At 35.9% G+C, this 13452-nt stretch carries 28 protein-coding genes; 1 reads left to right on the forward strand and 27 read right to left on the reverse strand.

What is annotated here, in order from left to right; genetic code table 11:
- Position 1: 1 nt before the first annotated feature.
- The 27 genes from rpsK to rpsJ all read right to left on the reverse strand — a co-directional run bounded on the left by rpsK (position 2) and on the right by rpsJ (position 12477).
- Positions 2-400 (reverse strand): 30S ribosomal protein S11, encoded by a 399-nt coding sequence (rpsK, locus tag Q0410_RS07050; protein WP_299034851.1) that lies wholly within the window; start codon positions 398-400, stop codon positions 2-4.
- 6 nt (positions 401-406) lie between these two features.
- On the reverse strand, positions 407-751 hold the full coding sequence (gene rpsM / locus Q0410_RS07055; RefSeq protein ID WP_299034855.1) for a 30S ribosomal protein S13: 345 nt from the start codon (positions 749-751) through the stop codon (positions 407-409).
- 9 nt (positions 752-760) lie between these two features.
- The gene (gene rpmJ / locus Q0410_RS07060) at positions 761-874 is read right to left on the reverse strand and encodes a 50S ribosomal protein L36 (RefSeq protein WP_101539529.1); all 114 of its coding nucleotides are present in this window, start codon (positions 872-874) and stop codon (positions 761-763) included.
- Between the two features lie 203 nt (positions 875-1077).
- On the reverse strand, positions 1078-1296 hold the full coding sequence (infA, locus tag Q0410_RS07065) for a translation initiation factor IF-1 (RefSeq protein WP_299034860.1): 219 nt from the start codon (positions 1294-1296) through the stop codon (positions 1078-1080).
- Positions 1297-1408: 112 nt separating this feature from the next.
- Positions 1409-2071, reverse strand: coding sequence for an adenylate kinase (locus tag Q0410_RS07070; RefSeq protein ID WP_299034863.1), 663 nt, complete (start codon positions 2069-2071; stop codon positions 1409-1411).
- Positions 2072-2074: 3 nt separating this feature from the next.
- On the reverse strand, positions 2075-3349 hold the full coding sequence (gene secY, locus Q0410_RS07075) for a preprotein translocase subunit SecY (protein WP_299034866.1): 1275 nt from the start codon (positions 3347-3349) through the stop codon (positions 2075-2077).
- A 15-nt stretch (positions 3350-3364) separates the two neighbouring features.
- Positions 3365-3844: a 50S ribosomal protein L15 gene (gene rplO, locus Q0410_RS07080; RefSeq protein WP_299034869.1), complete on the reverse strand. Its 480-nt coding sequence runs from the start codon at positions 3842-3844 to the stop codon at positions 3365-3367.
- 8 nt (positions 3845-3852) lie between these two features.
- A complete protein-coding gene (gene rpmD, locus Q0410_RS07085) occupies positions 3853-4035 on the reverse strand; it encodes a 50S ribosomal protein L30 (protein WP_299034871.1) in 183 nt (60 codons plus the stop codon).
- Between the two features lie 10 nt (positions 4036-4045).
- Entirely contained in the window at positions 4046-4555 is a 510-nt protein-coding gene (gene rpsE / locus Q0410_RS07090; RefSeq protein WP_299034874.1) for a 30S ribosomal protein S5, read from the reverse strand.
- A gap of 12 nt (positions 4556-4567) precedes the next feature.
- Positions 4568-4927, reverse strand: coding sequence for a 50S ribosomal protein L18 (gene rplR, locus Q0410_RS07095; protein ID WP_299034877.1), 360 nt, complete (start codon positions 4925-4927; stop codon positions 4568-4570).
- Positions 4928-4936: 9 nt separating this feature from the next.
- The gene (rplF, locus tag Q0410_RS07100) at positions 4937-5476 is read right to left on the reverse strand and encodes a 50S ribosomal protein L6 (protein ID WP_299034880.1); all 540 of its coding nucleotides are present in this window, start codon (positions 5474-5476) and stop codon (positions 4937-4939) included.
- A gap of 10 nt (positions 5477-5486) precedes the next feature.
- Positions 5487-5882 (reverse strand): 30S ribosomal protein S8, encoded by a 396-nt coding sequence (gene rpsH / locus Q0410_RS07105; protein WP_299034883.1) that lies wholly within the window; start codon positions 5880-5882, stop codon positions 5487-5489.
- A 19-nt stretch (positions 5883-5901) separates the two neighbouring features.
- Positions 5902-6087 (reverse strand): type Z 30S ribosomal protein S14, encoded by a 186-nt coding sequence (locus tag Q0410_RS07110; RefSeq protein ID WP_299034886.1) that lies wholly within the window; start codon positions 6085-6087, stop codon positions 5902-5904.
- Positions 6088-6098: 11 nt separating this feature from the next.
- Entirely contained in the window at positions 6099-6641 is a 543-nt protein-coding gene (gene rplE / locus Q0410_RS07115) for a 50S ribosomal protein L5 (RefSeq protein ID WP_299034889.1), read from the reverse strand.
- A 15-nt stretch (positions 6642-6656) separates the two neighbouring features.
- Complete coding sequence (rplX, locus tag Q0410_RS07120) at positions 6657-6965, reverse strand: 50S ribosomal protein L24 (RefSeq protein ID WP_299034892.1); 309 nt, start codon at positions 6963-6965, stop codon at positions 6657-6659.
- Between the two features lie 9 nt (positions 6966-6974).
- Positions 6975-7343: a 50S ribosomal protein L14 gene (gene rplN, locus Q0410_RS07125; RefSeq protein ID WP_299034895.1), complete on the reverse strand. Its 369-nt coding sequence runs from the start codon at positions 7341-7343 to the stop codon at positions 6975-6977.
- Positions 7344-7360: 17 nt separating this feature from the next.
- Entirely contained in the window at positions 7361-7621 is a 261-nt protein-coding gene (rpsQ, locus tag Q0410_RS07130; protein WP_299034898.1) for a 30S ribosomal protein S17, read from the reverse strand.
- A gap of 5 nt (positions 7622-7626) precedes the next feature.
- Positions 7627-7833 carry a 50S ribosomal protein L29 gene (gene rpmC / locus Q0410_RS07135; protein WP_299034901.1) on the reverse strand — a complete coding sequence of 69 codons (207 nt, stop codon included), beginning with the start codon at positions 7831-7833 and terminating at the stop codon, positions 7627-7629.
- A 2-nt stretch (positions 7834-7835) separates the two neighbouring features.
- The gene (rplP, locus tag Q0410_RS07140) at positions 7836-8264 is read right to left on the reverse strand and encodes a 50S ribosomal protein L16 (protein ID WP_299034904.1); all 429 of its coding nucleotides are present in this window, start codon (positions 8262-8264) and stop codon (positions 7836-7838) included.
- Positions 8265-8291: 27 nt separating this feature from the next.
- Positions 8292-9026 (reverse strand): 30S ribosomal protein S3, encoded by a 735-nt coding sequence (gene rpsC / locus Q0410_RS07145; protein WP_299034907.1) that lies wholly within the window; start codon positions 9024-9026, stop codon positions 8292-8294.
- Between the two features lie 7 nt (positions 9027-9033).
- Complete coding sequence (gene rplV / locus Q0410_RS07150) at positions 9034-9375, reverse strand: 50S ribosomal protein L22 (RefSeq protein WP_299034910.1); 342 nt, start codon at positions 9373-9375, stop codon at positions 9034-9036.
- A gap of 9 nt (positions 9376-9384) precedes the next feature.
- On the reverse strand, positions 9385-9672 hold the full coding sequence (gene rpsS / locus Q0410_RS07155; RefSeq protein WP_299034913.1) for a 30S ribosomal protein S19: 288 nt from the start codon (positions 9670-9672) through the stop codon (positions 9385-9387).
- Positions 9673-9681: 9 nt separating this feature from the next.
- Positions 9682-10515 carry a 50S ribosomal protein L2 gene (rplB, locus tag Q0410_RS07160; protein WP_299034915.1) on the reverse strand — a complete coding sequence of 278 codons (834 nt, stop codon included), beginning with the start codon at positions 10513-10515 and terminating at the stop codon, positions 9682-9684.
- A gap of 11 nt (positions 10516-10526) precedes the next feature.
- On the reverse strand, positions 10527-10820 hold the full coding sequence (gene rplW, locus Q0410_RS07165) for a 50S ribosomal protein L23 (protein WP_299034918.1): 294 nt from the start codon (positions 10818-10820) through the stop codon (positions 10527-10529).
- Positions 10820-11443, reverse strand: coding sequence for a 50S ribosomal protein L4 (rplD, locus tag Q0410_RS07170; protein WP_299034920.1), 624 nt, complete (start codon positions 11441-11443; stop codon positions 10820-10822). The genes rplW and rplD overlap by 1 nt, the downstream gene beginning before the upstream one ends.
- Positions 11444-11453: 10 nt before the next feature.
- Positions 11454-12089: a 50S ribosomal protein L3 gene (gene rplC, locus Q0410_RS07175; RefSeq protein WP_299034922.1), complete on the reverse strand. Its 636-nt coding sequence runs from the start codon at positions 12087-12089 to the stop codon at positions 11454-11456.
- A gap of 79 nt (positions 12090-12168) precedes the next feature.
- The gene (rpsJ, locus tag Q0410_RS07180; protein WP_299034924.1) at positions 12169-12477 is read right to left on the reverse strand and encodes a 30S ribosomal protein S10; all 309 of its coding nucleotides are present in this window, start codon (positions 12475-12477) and stop codon (positions 12169-12171) included.
- A 444-nt stretch (positions 12478-12921) separates the two neighbouring features.
- Here rpsJ and Q0410_RS07185 point away from each other — a divergent pair, with 444 nt between their 5' ends.
- Entirely contained in the window at positions 12922-13389 is a 468-nt protein-coding gene (locus Q0410_RS07185; protein WP_299034927.1) for an FMN-binding protein, read from the forward strand.
- Positions 13390-13452 lie beyond the last annotated feature (63 nt).

Raw genomic sequence — 13452 nt, forward strand, 5'->3', positions numbered from 1 at the left:
ATTAAACTCTTCTTCTCTTTGGTGGTCTACATCCATTGTGTGGAATTGGTGTTACATCTTTAATCATTGTAACTTCAAGTCCTGCTGCTTGTAGACTTCTGATTGCTGCTTCTCTTCCTGAACCTGGTCCTTTTACATAAACTTCTACAGTTTTTAGGCCTTGGTCGATTGCAATTTTAGCTGCAGTTTCTGCTGCTTCACCTGCTGCAAATGGAGTAGATTTTCTACTTCCTCTAAAGCCTAATTGTCCTGCGCTTGCCCAAGAGAGTGCGTTTCCTTGCATATCAGTAAGTGTTACCATTGTATTATTGAATGTTGAAGAAATGTGAGCTTGGCCACGTTCAACATTCTTTTTAACTCTTCTTCTACTTCTTGTAGATTTTTTTGTTTTTTGAGCCATTATCTATTAACCCTTTCTGCTTTTTCTTGTTCTTGCGTTGTTTTTAGTGTTTTGACCTCTAACAGGTAGACCATTTTTATGTCTTAGTCCTCTATAAGAACCATTTTCTCTTAGTGCCTTGATGTTTAAGCTTGTTTCACGTCTAAGGTCACCTTCGATTGTGTACTTATCAAGTTGCTCACGGATCTTACCAAGTTCTTCTTCTGTAAGGTCTTTCATCTTTGTATCAGGATTGATTCCTGCATTTTTTAATATTTCGTTAGCAGTTGCTCTTCCTACTCCATATATATATGTTAGTCCAATTTCTGCTCTTTTTTCTCTAGGTAAATCTATACCAGCTATTCTTGGCATTAAACCCTCCTAACCTTGTCTTTGTTTGTGTTTTGGATTGTCGCAGATTACCATTACTTTACCGTTTCTTTTGATAATCTTACATTTATCACACATTTTTTTAACTGATGCTCTAACTTTCATGTTTGCTCCTAACTTAAGTTTATATCTTATCTTTAGATTTGACTTTTTTAAAAGTTAATGTCTTTTGCCTATATTTGTAATTTACTTGTAAAAAATTTTAGGATAATATCCTCGCAAAGCTTTGGCTTTTCGCTTAGTTTTTCGGACTCGCTTCGCTCATCTCGAAAATGAAGGATTGAAAATCCTTCACCCATAGCTTGAGACTATTTCCTTCTCCAAGTAATTCTACCTTGGCTTAGATCGTAAGGAGATAGTTCTACTGTTACTGTATCTCCTTCTAATATTCTAATACTGTTCATACGAAGCTTGCCTGATAAATGAGCTTGTACTTCATGTCCATTGTCAAGTTTTACCCTAAATATTGCATTTGGTAATACTTCGTCAACTACTCCTGTTACTTCTATAGCATCTTTTTTTGACATTGATAGAACCTCCTTTTTTTTTTTTCTAAAATGTCTATTGAACGCTTTTTCTTTATCAACGACTTTGATCTAGAAATCTTTGAAAGATTCTATCACATCTAATTTTTTCTTCTCATAAATTAGTTTGCTTTCCTAATTTATCGTTAAATTCGTTAAAAACTTCTTCTGGGGTTTTAGCGCCATCTATTTTTTCTAACTTGCCAGCCTTTTCATAGTATTCTATAAGTGGGCTAGTGTGTTTGTTATAAACTGAAATACGGTTTTTGACTGTTTCATCGTTGTCGTCATTTCTTTGTATAAGTTTGCCACCGCATTTATCACATACGCCTTCTTTTTCTGGCTTGCTGTTATGAATATGGTAGGTGGCTCCACAGTCTGTACATACCCTTCTGCCTGTTATTCTATCTATTAGGATTTCATCATCTACATCAAAATAAATAACTTTGCCTATTTCAGTATTTCTTTCTTCCATTCCCTCATCTAGGGCTTTGGCTTGGTCAAGGTTTCTAGGGAAACCATCGAATAATACTATTCTTTCGTCCCTATCTTCTACCTTATCAAAGGCATCCCATACTAGATCAATTGTTAATTCATCTGGTACAAGATCTCCCCTGTCCATGTAAGATTTTGCTTTCATTCCCAGTTCAGTTTTATTTGAGATATTGTATCTGAATATATCACCTGTTGCTATCTGAACTGCTTCGTATCTGTCTATTATTTTACTTGATAGCGTACCCTTGCCAGCTCCTGGTGGGCCTAACAAAATTATATTCATTTCTTACCTGTTTAAAAATCCTTTATATTGCTTCATAGTCATCATAGCTTCGATTTGTTTTACAGTTTCTATTATTACACCTACAACAATGATTACTGATGATCCACCAAATGATATTTCTAGTCCTAGTAGTCTACTTGCTATAGCTGGTACTATGGTAAGTAGTGCTAAGCATATTGATCCTATAAAGGTAATTCTTGTTGATACTGTTGCTAGGAAGTCACCTGTTGGTTTTCCTGGTCTGATGCCTGGGATAAATCCACCATTTTGTTGTAGTTGTTTTGCATATTCAACAGTATTAAATTGAATTTGGTTGTAGAAGTATGCAAATACTAAGATTAGTACTGTTTGTACTAATAAGTATATTCCAAACCCAAAAGCTGAATTGTTGAAAAATGCTGTTAGTCCATTTTCTCCACCACTACCGAAAAATAGTGATACAGTAGAAGGTATAGCAAGTACTGCTGATGCAAAGATTATTGGCATTACACCACCCATGTTTACCTTTACTGGTATGTGGGTTGATTGGCCGCCGTACATCTTACGTCCTACTACTCTTTTTGCATATTGGACTGGGATTTTTCTTTCTCCTTCAGATATCTTTACTACTGCTATTACTATTAGGACTATTAAAATTGCCATTATAGCTATAGCTAAAACACTTGTAGTATTATAGTGAAGGCCTTCTTTCCATCTAGATATAGTTCTTGGAAAGCTTGCGATGATTCCCATGAAGATTAATAAACTTGTACCGTTTCCAAGTCCCTTTTCTGTCATGGTTTCACCCATCCATGTTACAAACATTGTTCCACCTATTAGGGTGACATTCATGGCTAACTTTTGAAAGCCTGTCGCACTTGATAGGGCTGCTCCATAGAGTCCGTTTGTAATAGCCACTGCTTGGAATACTGCAAGGACAATTGTTACATACCTTGTGTATTTCTGGATGGTTTTTCTTCCTTGTTCACCCTCACGGGTTAATTCTTCTAGCCTTGGAATTACAACTGTCAAAAGCTGCATTACAATTGATGCTGTAATGTAAGGTTGAACCCCTAGGGCAAATATTGATAGGGTTGATAGTCCACCACCTGTTAGCATGTTTAGGTAGTCTACTAAGGTTCCTTCAATATTTGAATATGCATTTGCTAAGGCATTTGTATCGATAAAAGGTATTGGAATATTATTTCCAAGCCTATATATTACAAGCATCAAGAGGGTGAAGTGGAATTTCTTCCTTATTTCTTCTTCCCTTGAGGCTCTTTTTATTATATCTAACATAGCTACTTCTTTCTATTAAGCTTTTTTAGATGGTTTTACCCACTTTTTAACTTCGATAGTTTCTACACTTCCACCTGCTTGTTCGATTTTTTCTACTGCAGATTTTGTGAATTTATGAGCTTTTATTGTTAGCTTCTTTTCTAATTCGCCGTCGCCTAGGATTTTTACTCCTGCTTTTGCTTTGTTTTTGTTTAATAATTTTGTTTCAAATAATAATTCTGGTGTAACTTCTGTACCATCTTCGAAAACATTTAGACTCTCAACATTGATTGTTTCGTAATATTTTCTGTTGATGTTTCTAAATCCTCTCTTTGGTAAGAGTCTGTATAGAGGCATTTGACCACCTTCGAAACCTGGTCTTACTCCTCCACCACTTCTAGAGTTTTGTCCGTCTTGTCCACGACCAGATCTCTTACCTAGTCCTGAACCAGCACCTCTACCCTTACGTTTTCTATCTTTATATTTAACGTTTGGTTGTAAATCATGTAATTTCATTTTACACCTCAGTCTATTTTCTTAACTTCAACCATGTGGCTGATTTTATGAATCATGCCTTGGGTTGCAGCATTATTTTCTTTAACAACTGATTGACCGATTTTTTTAAGGCCAAGCGCTTTTGCTGTTGCGATCTGTCCATCTTTTTTACCGATAAAAGATCTTTTAAGTGTGATTTCAATTTTACCCATTGTGCTCTCCTTAATAGTCAAATTCTTCTACCGATTTACCACGAAGTCTTGCAACTTCTTCTACAGTCTTCATGTTGTAAAATGCTTTTATACATGCATTGATGATATTTCTTGGATTTGATGTTCCTAAGTTCTTTGCTTTGATATCTTTGTATCCTGCAAGCTCGCATATAGCACGTACTGGACCACCTGCGATGATACCTGTACCTTCTACTGCTGGCATTAGTAGAACTTTTCCTGCACCATCCACTCCTTGGATTCTGTGTGGGATTGTTGTTCCTACTACTGGAACTTCTATCATTTGCTTTTTAGCATTTTCTGTAGCTTTTCTAATTGCTTCTGGTACTTCTGTAGCCTTACCTGTTCCTACACCTACAACACCATTTGAGTTTCCTACAACTACTAGGGCTGTAAATCTAATGTTACGTCCACCTTTAACAGTTTTAGCAACTCTATTGATACTTACTACTCTATCTTCGAGGTTTAGTTTTTCTACTTCACTTTTTAATAAATATTTCATTTTACCAACCTCCTAAAATTTAAGACCAGCTTCTCTTGCTGCTTCTGCTAGCGCTTTGACTTTTCCGTGATATAAATATCCGTTTCTATCAAATACAACTTCTTCTATACCAGCTTCTAGCGCTCTTTTACCGATTGCTTCGCCAACTTTTTTAGCTGTTTCTACATTTGCCTTTTCACTATCAGCTACTTCTTTTTGAAGACTGTTAGCACTTGCAAGTGTAACTCCGTTTACATCATCTATAAGTTGTGCATAGATGTTTGAGTTTGATTTATATACTGAAAGTCTTGGTCTTTGAGGAGTTCCGGATATCTTTGATCTAACTCTTTTTTTACGAGTTATTAGTCTATCATTTTTGTTCTTTTTAGCCATTTATATCTCCTACTTACCTGTCTTACCAACTTTACGTCTTACATACTCATCAGCATATCTAACACCCTTGCCCTTGTATGGTTCAGGTTTTCTTTTTGCTCTGATGTTTGCAGCATGTTGACCTACTAGTTGTTTGTTGTATCCTTTTACAATAATAGTTCTATCGTTTGGAACTTCAGTTTCGATTCCTTCAGGATCAGCCATTGTTACTTGGTGAGAATAGCCTAGGTTAAGTACTAGGTTTTTACCTTGTTTATTTGCTCTATATCCTGTTCCTTCGATTTGAAGTGTCTTTGTATAACCTTCTGATACACCAACTACCATATTGTTTAGTAAAGATCTATAAAGACCATGGTCAATATTTTCTTGTTTTGTATAGTTTTCAGGAATTGTTAGGATTAGTTCGTTGTCAGCTTGTTCAAGTTTTACGTTTTTGCTTAAAGTTAAGCTATCTTCTCCGTTTTTACCTTTAACTTTTACATTTAGACTATCTATAGTAACTTCTACTCCAGAAGGTATTTCGATTGGTTGTTTACCTATTCTTGACATATATTTCTCCTTACCATACGTAACAAATAACTTCGCCGCCTACGTTTTCGCTTCTTGCAGCACGGTCAGTCATAAGTCCTTTTGATGTCGAAATAATTGCTGTTCCAAGACCATCTAGTACCTTTGGAACTTCGTTTGCTTTTACGTAAACTCTAAGACCTGGTTTAGAAATTCTTCTAAGTCCCGAGATTACTCTTTCGCCATTTTCTGTATATTTTAAATCTATTGTAAGAATACCTTGTTTGCCGTCTTCTTCTACTTTAAACCCTGTTATAAAGCCTTCATCAAGAAGTATTTGGGCAATAGCTTTTTTCTCATTAGAAGATGGTAGTGCAACATTTTTATGATTTGCTTTATTACCATTTCTGATTCTTGTTAGCATATCCGCTATTGGATCTGTCATCATAATTATCTTTCCCCCTTAATTACCAGCTTGCTTTTCTTACTCCTGGTATTTGTCCATTATTTGCAAGTTCTCTAAAGCAAATACGGCAAATTCCATATTTTCTTAAGTAGCCGTGTGGTCTTCCACAAAGTTTACATCTTGAATATTCTCTTGTTGAGAATTTTTGTTTTCTTTGTTGTTTAGCTCTTAGTGACTTTTTAGCCATTTTTGCTCCTTCTATTTCTTAAATGGCATTCCCATTAATTGTAAGAATGCTTTTGCTTCTTCATCAGTTTCAGCAGTTGTTACGATAGTGATGTCCATTCCGTGAATGAAGTCTACATCATCGTATTTTATTTCAGGGAAGATCAATTGTTCTTTGATTCCTAGTGAATAATTTCCACGTCCATCAAAAGAATTTGGGTTGATACCTCTAAAGTCTCTAACTCTTGGAAGTGAGATTGAGATTAACTTATCTAAAAAGTTATACATCTTATCTCTTCTAAGTGTTACCTTTGTACCAACTGCTTGACCAGCTCTTAATTTAAAGTTCGCTACTGATTTTTTAGCTTTGATTTCAATTGGTTGTTGACCTGTTATTAGGCTTAGCTCATTTTTAGCTGTGTTTAATAAGTTTTGGTTATCTTTTGCTTCACCAAGTCCCACATTTATAACTATTTTTTCAAGCTTTGGAACTTGCATTACATTTTTGTAACCAAACTTTTCTATAAGTTCGCCAACAACTTCGTTTTGATATTTTTCTTTAAGTCTCTGTGTCATAATATCTCCTATCAACTAGTCGAATTTTTCGTCAGTTTTTTTAGATTTACGAATCTTTTTACCGTCTTCGTAAACTATTCCTGTACGAACACCTTTTTTTAGTTCTTCTGAATATAGAAGTACTTTTGACGCATCTATTGGGCCTTCTTGTTCAAGTCTTCCACTTTCTCCACCCATTGTTGTTGCTCTTTGGTGTTTTGTTTGCACGTTGGCACCTTCAACTATTACTCTATTTGTCTTTGGGAAAGCTTTTAAAACTTCTCCAACATGTCCTTTATATTCACCTGATATTATTTGGACTTTATCGCCTTTTCTTATATGCATGTTATCCCCCTATAATACTTCCGGTGCGAGAGAGATAATTCTCATGAAACCTTCAGATCTTAGCTCCCTTGTTACTGGACCAAAGATTCTTGTTCCTACTGGTGTAAGGTCGTCTTTGATGATTACTGCAGCGTTATCGTCAAATCTTATTACCGAACCATCAACTCTTTTTAGGCCTCTTTTTGTTCTAACAATAACAGCCTTTACTACTTGACCTTTTTTTACCGCTCCGCCAGGTGTTGCACTTTTAACTGAACAAGTTACTACATCACCAATATTAGCATATCTTCTTCTAGTTCCTCCAAGAACTTTGATTACTGAAAGTTCTCTTGCGCCGGAGTTATCTGCTACTCTCATACGAGTTTCTTGTTGTATCATAATAATCTCCTTGTTAATTAAACAATTTCTGCCGCTTGGCTAATGCGTACTAGTCTCCATCTTTTTGTTTTAGATAGGGCTCTTGTTTCCATTATTACTACTTTATCGCCAACTTTAGCTTCATTTTTCTCATCATGAGCTTTGTATTTTGTACTTCTAACTATTTTCTTTTTATACACTGGGTGACTGATTATATCTTCAACAAGAACTGTAATGGTCTTATCCATTTTGTCAGATACAACCACGCCTTGGCGTACGTTTCTTCTATTTCTTTCCATTGAGATTAAGCCTCCTTGCCCGCTTCAATCTTTCTTTCTGTTTGGATAGTCTTAACTCTAGCTATATCTTTCTTAACAGTTCCTATAGCTGCTGGGTTTTCTAACTGACCTGTGGCAAGCCTAAAACGAAGATTGAAAAGCTCATTTTGTAAATCAAATAGTTGTTTGTCTAGGTCTCTATCTGATAAATTTCTAATTTCTGCTGTTTTCATCCTTATTCCTCCGAACCTGTTACTTCAAGTCTTTGGATGAATTTTGTTTTTATTGGAAGTTTTTGTGCAGCAAGTCTCATTGATTCTCTTGCTATCTCTTCACTAACACCACTCATCTCAAATAATACTCTACCTGGTTTCACAACGGCTACCCAGTATTCTGGTGAACCTTTACCAGAACCCATTCTTACCTCTGCAGGCTTTTTAGATACTGGTTTGTCTGGAAATACTTTAATCCAAATATTTCCGCCTCTTTTTATATATCTTGTCATCGCACGACGAGCAGCCTCGATTTGGTTTGCTGTCATCCAGCAAGCTTCTAGAGCTTGTAAACCGTACTCACCATAAGCAAGTTGGTTACCTCTATTAGCATTACCTTTCATTCTGCCTCTATGTTGTCTACGATATTTTACTCTTTTAGGCATTAACATAAATAATACTCTCCTGATTCTTTAAGACTAATTTTGTCCCTTATTATTTCTGTTTGGACGTCTATTATTTCTTTTTCTTCTTTTATTGTTTTGTGGAGCCTGAAGTTTTGGTTCTCTTTCAGCCTTTTCTCCTGGAAGAACTTCGCCTTTATAGATCCAAACTTTACATCCGATTTTACCGTATTCTGTGTCTGCTTCTGCAAAACCGTAGTCAATATTTGCTCTTAGTGTTTGAAGTGGAATTGTACCTTCTGAGTATCCTTCACTTCTAGCCATGTCTGCTCCGCCAACTCTTCCTGAAACCATAGTTTTGATACCCTTAGCTCCAGCTCTCATTGTTCTTTGGATTGATTGTTTCATGGCACGTCTAAATGCGATTCTGTTTTCTAGTTGGTTAGCTATATTTTCAGCAACTAATTGGGCAGATAAATCTTGGTATTTGATTTCTTCAACGTTGATGATGATTCTTTTACCTGGAGCAATTTTTTCTAGCTTGTTTTTAAGTCCTTCTACTCCAGCACCACCTCTACCGATTACCATGCCTGGTTTTCCTGTAAAGATTGTAATCTTTAGGTTGTTTACTGCTCTTTCTATTTCAATGTCTGCGATTCCTGCTTCATAGGCTTGTTTTTTGATAAATTCTCTTATCTTTACGTCTTCTACAAGAAGGTCAGAAAAGTCTTTTTTATCAGCGAACCATTTGGAATCCCAATCTTTGATTACGCCTACTCTATATCCTTTAGGGTTTACTTTTTGTCCCATATTAATCCTACCTTTCCTCTATATCCGCTAACACTACGCCGATATGACTTGATCTTTTTAATATAGGGTATGCAGCACCCTTAGCTTTAGGTCTGTATCTTTTCATAGTTGGTGCATCATTTGCATATGCTTTTTCTACATATAGATCTTCTCTATCAAGTCCGTTGTTGTTCTCAGCATTGGCAATGGCACTTTTTAGTACGCTTTCTAGTAGTCTTGCACCTTTTTTGTTGGTAAACTTAAGAATGTTTAGTGCTTCATCTACTTGTTTGCCACGAATTTCTCTTGCTATATAGTTAACTTTTAGAGGAGATATTCTTTGATATTTAGCTATTGCTTGTACTTTCATTTATCTCTCCTAACGCATTTTGCTTTTCATTTCAGTTGCCTTTTTAGCGTGGCCTCTGAATGTTCTTGTTGACACAAATTCGCCTAGTTTATGACCTACCATATCTTCTGTGATATAGATTGGAACGTGTTTTCTTCCGTCATGAACTGCTATTGTATGTTCTACAAATTCAGGGAATATTGTAGAACGTCTTGACCATGTTCTTATTACTTTCTTTTCATTTTTTTCATTTAATGCTTCAACTTTTTTCATTAAATGTTCATCGACAAATGGTCCCTTTTTAAGTGATCTAGCCATTATATCCCCCTATTTTTCGTTTCTTCTTCTTACGATGTATGCAGAAGATTGTTTTTTCTTATTTCTAGTTTTAACACCGATAGCTTTCTTACCCCATGGTGTCATTGGGCTTGGTCTACCAATTGGTGTTCTACCTTCACCACCACCGTGTGGATGGTCTACTGGGTTCATTACTGATCCTCTTACGTGAGGTCTTTTGCCTTTAAATCTAGATTTACCAGCTTTACCTACTCTTAGTAGTTCGTGTCCTGAGTTTCCTACTGTACCTATTGTTGCTCTACAGTTTAGGTGTACCATTCTCATTTCACCACTTGGTAGTCTTAGTGTTGCAAATCCGCCTTCTTTAGCCATAAGTTGTGCGCCTGTACCTGCACTTCTTACAAGGATTGCTCCTCTATTTGCCTTAAGTTCTACTGCGTGAACTGTTGAACCCACTGGTATATCTTTTAGCTCAAGTGCGTTACCTGGTTTGATATCAGCATTTTCTCCTGACTCGATAACATCTCCTACCTTTAATCCTTTTGGAGCTAGGATATATCTTTTTTCACCATCAGCATATGCTACTAGTGCGATATAAGCGCTTCTGTTTGGATCGTATTCGATAGTTTGTACTTTTGCTGGAATATTATCCTTATCTCTTTTGAAGTCTATAATTCTATATCTTCTCTTAACTCCGCCACCACGGAATCTTACTGTTGTTCTACCTGTGTTGTTTCTACCAGCCTTGCTTTTAAGGTCTGTAGTTAATGCCTTATATGGCTTTGCTGTAGTTATTTCTTCAAAGGTACTTACTGACATATTTCTATGTCCGTTTGATGTTGGTTTTAATTTTCTAATAGCCATCTAAGTCCTCCTTATAGTCCGTCGAAGTATTCAATAGCTTGGCTATCTTCTGTTAATTCAACGATAGCTTTTTTCCAGTCAGCTCTTTTACCATAACCATATCTGGTTCTAACTTTTTTACCCTTATAGTTCATGGTTCTTACTGATTTAACTTTTACTCCATCAAAGATTTGCTCTACTGCTTCTTTGATTTCTGGTTTATTAGCGTTTTTGTCTACTTCAAAAGTATATTTGTTCTCATCAAGCATTTCCATGCTTTTTTCTGTGATTATTGGTCTTTTGATTATTTGGTAAGGTGCTTTCATTAGATAAATACCTCCTGAAGTTTAGCAATAGCATCTTTTGTTATTACTAACTTGTCATGTCTTACTAAATCATAAACATTGATTAATCTAGCTTCAGCAACTTCTACACCCTTGATGTTTCTAAATGATCTAAATACTAGCTCATCTCTTTCAGCTGTTACTACATATGCTTTCTTGTCTGCATTAAGTGCAGTAAGAGCTGCCTTAGCTTCTTTTGTCTTAGCATTATCTAGCTTAAGGCTATCTACTACTATTAATTCTTCATCATTAAGCTTAGATGTAAGTACTGAGTAAAGTGCTTTTCTTCTTAGTTTCTTAGCTAATTTGTAGCTGTAATCTCTTGGCTTTGGTGCAAATACTACACCACCGCCTGTGTAGTGTGGAGCTCTTATAGAACCTTGACGAGCACGTCCTGTTCCTTTTTGTCTAAATGGTTTACGTCCACCACCACGTACTTCAGCACGAGTCTTAGCTGATTGTGTACCTTGTCTTTTATTTGTTAGTTGGTTTTTGATAACTTCGTAAACTGCGTTTTCGCTTACTTTTGTAGCGAAGATTGTTTCGTTTAGTTCAAGTTCGCCAACATTTTCTCCTTTAATATTTAAAATATTTACTTTAGGCATTTTCTCCTCCTTAGTCTAGGCTTTTAACGGCTTGTTTTACTTCAACAAGTCCGCCTTTAGGTCCTGGTACTCCGCCTTTTACTAAGATGTAGCTATCTTCTGTGTTAACTTTTACTAGCTTAACGTTTTGGATAGTTACACGATCGTGTCCCATTTTTCCTGAACCTTTTCTACCTTTAAATACTCTAGCTGGGTCAGAACCTGCAGCTCTTGCACCTGCTACTCTGTGAGATTTTGAACCGTGGCTTGCTGGACCTCTTCCGTAGTTCCATCTTTTGATAGCACCTTGAGTTCCTTTACCCTTTGAGATAGCAACAACATCTACTAGGTCGCCTTCTTCAAAGATATCAACTGTGATGTTATCACCTGCTTTTAATTCTGTTTCTTCATCACCAAGGTTAATCTCTCTTAGGTATCTTTTGTATGATACGCCAGCTTTGTCATAGTGACCTTTGATTGGTTTTTTGACATTCTTTTCTTTCTTGTCAACTGTTCCTACTTGGATAGCATTATATCCGTCAACGTCTTTTGTCTTAACTTGAACAACTACGTTCTCGTCAGCTTTTAGAACAGTAACAGGAGTAATAACTCCATCTTCGTCGATGACTTGAGTCATGCCTACTTTTGTTGTAAATATACTCTTCATGAGTCCTCCTTAATTACAGCGGATTGATCAATCTAGTTAATCCTTATTAACTATTAACCGTCAATCATCCTAATTACAGTTATAATTTAATCTCTATATCAACACCAGCTGGAAGGTTTAACTTCTTTAGAGCATCTAATGTTTTAGCATTAGGTCCAATGATGTCGATAAGTCTTTTGTGAGTTCTTTGTTCAAACTGTTCTCTGGAATCTTTGTCTTTGTGAACCGCTCTAAGAATTGTTATTCTTTCGATTCCTGTTGGTAATGGAATTGGTCCACTTACTTCTGCTCCGCTTCTTTTAACTGCTTCTACGATTTTTTCTGCTGAGCTATCGATAACTTCGTGATCGTAAGCTCTAAGTCTGATTCTTATCTTTTGATTAGCCATTTTCCTCTCTCTTTCTTTTACGCTCATCCGGGCGTTTGATTATTTTTGGAAATCGCTTAGGATCATCCCTAAGCTCGCTCTGTCAGAGTTTCCTTATGTCTTTGGCCTTAAAACATAAGCAACATCTAACTTCAAAGCACTTATATATGATACGACATATATAGCCATTTGGCAAGTGGTTTAAGTATTTTTTCTTAAGCTAAAAGTCCTATAATGACTTATATATAGTAAGAAAGTTAAACCTCCTGACTTGGCCTACTAGTAAGTATACTAGGCTATAAGCATTAATCAAGGGATTTTATAATTTTTCTTGCTTTTATTTTCCTTCCTTTATATATAGAAAATATAATAAGAGTCTTTTTTATATTTTTTTAGATATATTTGCTAAATATAGTATAAATTATAAAATTACAACTATATCAATGTTATGAATAAGGAGGAATGATGAAAAACAAACTTTTACTAGTTCTTTTAGCCACTTCTATACTAACATCTTGCCAAAATGATGGTGGTAATACTCAAGAAGAAGCAAAAAAAGAGAATAAAACTACAGTACATACTGAAGAAGGATCTGATGAAAAAGGCAATAGCATAAGTGATATTACCTTTAAAGAAGGTGAATACAAGGCTACATCCACGGGTGTCGATGGTGATGTCGAAGTTATTGTAAAGCTTAGCGAAGATAAGATCGAATCTATTGAAATCGGTGAAGAAAACGAAACAAGTGGTATAGCTGAACCGGTTTATGAAACAATTCCACAAGCTATTGTAGATAACCAATCACTAGCTGTCGATAATGTGTCAGGAGTAACAATTACATCTGCTGCTGTCAAGGCCATTCAAGAAGGGTCTTCTAAGGAGGAGGTTGACTCCTTAAAGAAAGTAGACATTCCAGTTGAAATCAAGAATTAAGAGTTTGATTACGATGTTGTCATAGCCGGCGGTGGGATGAGTGGGCTTGTATCTGCTTATAAA

Source organism: uncultured Anaerococcus sp. (assembly GCF_937934665.1).
In the GTDB taxonomy this organism is placed as follows: Bacteria; Bacillota; Clostridia; order Tissierellales; family Peptoniphilaceae; genus Anaerococcus.

Bases quoted from the DNA above. Each gene is read 5' to 3' on its own strand.
- rpsK (WP_299034851.1), bottom strand. From the start codon at position 400: ATGGCTCAAAAAACAAAAAAATCTACAAGAAGTAGAAGAAGAGTTAAA.
- rpsM (WP_299034855.1), bottom strand. From the start codon at position 751: ATGCCAAGAATAGCTGGTATAGATTTACCTAGAGAAAAAAGAGCAGAA.
- rpmJ (WP_101539529.1), bottom strand. From the start codon at position 874: ATGAAAGTTAGAGCATCAGTTAAAAAAATGTGTGATAAATGTAAGATT.
- infA (WP_299034860.1), bottom strand. From the start codon at position 1,296: ATGTCAAAAAAAGATGCTATAGAAGTAACAGGAGTAGTTGACGAAGTA.
- Q0410_RS07070 (WP_299034863.1), bottom strand. From the start codon at position 2,071: ATGAATATAATTTTGTTAGGCCCACCAGGAGCTGGCAAGGGTACGCTA.
- secY (WP_299034866.1), bottom strand. From the start codon at position 3,349: ATGTTAGATATAATAAAAAGAGCCTCAAGGGAAGAAGAAATAAGGAAG.
- rplO (WP_299034869.1), bottom strand. From the start codon at position 3,844: ATGAAATTACATGATTTACAACCAAACGTTAAATATAAAGATAGAAAA.
- rpmD (WP_299034871.1), bottom strand. From the start codon at position 4,035: ATGGGTAAAATTGAAATCACACTTAAAAGATCTTTTATCGGTAAAAAA.
- rpsE (WP_299034874.1), bottom strand. From the start codon at position 4,555: ATGAAATATTTATTAAAAAGTGAAGTAGAAAAACTAAACCTCGAAGAT.
- rplR (WP_299034877.1), bottom strand. From the start codon at position 4,927: ATGGCTAAAAAGAACAAAAATGATAGACTAATAACTCGTAAAAAAAGA.
- rplF (WP_299034880.1), bottom strand. From the start codon at position 5,476: ATGTCAAGAATAGGTAAACAACCAATCGAAATACCTTCTGGAGTAGAA.
- rpsH (WP_299034883.1), bottom strand. From the start codon at position 5,882: ATGATGACAGATCCAATAGCGGATATGCTAACAAGAATCAGAAATGGT.
- Q0410_RS07110 (WP_299034886.1), bottom strand. From the start codon at position 6,087: ATGGCTAAAAAGTCACTAAGAGCTAAACAACAAAGAAAACAAAAATTC.
- rplE (WP_299034889.1), bottom strand. From the start codon at position 6,641: ATGACACAGAGACTTAAAGAAAAATATCAAAACGAAGTTGTTGGCGAA.
- rplX (WP_299034892.1), bottom strand. From the start codon at position 6,965: ATGCATATAAGAAAAGGCGATAAAGTCCAAATAATATCAGGTGAATAT.
- rplN (WP_299034895.1), bottom strand. From the start codon at position 7,343: ATGATACAACAAGAAACTCGTATGAGAGTAGCAGATAACTCCGGCGCA.
- rpsQ (WP_299034898.1), bottom strand. From the start codon at position 7,621: ATGGAAAGAAATAGAAGAAACGTACGCCAAGGCGTGGTTGTATCTGAC.
- rpmC (WP_299034901.1), bottom strand. From the start codon at position 7,833: ATGAAAACAGCAGAAATTAGAAATTTATCAGATAGAGACCTAGACAAA.
- rplP (WP_299034904.1), bottom strand. From the start codon at position 8,264: ATGTTAATGCCTAAAAGAGTAAAATATCGTAGACAACATAGAGGCAGA.
- rpsC (WP_299034907.1), bottom strand. From the start codon at position 9,026: ATGGGACAAAAAGTAAACCCTAAAGGATATAGAGTAGGCGTAATCAAA.
- rplV (WP_299034910.1), bottom strand. From the start codon at position 9,375: ATGAAAGTACAAGCAATAGCTAAATATCAAAGAATATCTCCTCTAAAA.
- rpsS (WP_299034913.1), bottom strand. From the start codon at position 9,672: ATGGCTAGATCACTTAAAAAGGGACCATTTGTCGATGAACATTTAATG.
- rplB (WP_299034915.1), bottom strand. From the start codon at position 10,515: ATGGCTATTAGAAAATTAAAACCAACATCAAACGGACATAGAAATATG.
- rplW (WP_299034918.1), bottom strand. From the start codon at position 10,820: ATGAAAGCACCTTACCAAATAATCAAAAGACCAATAATCACAGAAAAA.
- rplD (WP_299034920.1), bottom strand. From the start codon at position 11,443: ATGCCTAAAGTAAATATTTTAAATATTAAAGGAGAAAATGTTGGCGAA.
- rplC (WP_299034922.1), bottom strand. From the start codon at position 12,089: ATGAAGAGTATATTTACAACAAAAGTAGGCATGACTCAAGTCATCGAC.
- rpsJ (WP_299034924.1), bottom strand. From the start codon at position 12,477: ATGGCTAATCAAAAGATAAGAATCAGACTTAGAGCTTACGATCACGAA.
- Q0410_RS07185 (WP_299034927.1), top strand. From the start codon at position 12,922: ATGAAAAACAAACTTTTACTAGTTCTTTTAGCCACTTCTATACTAACA.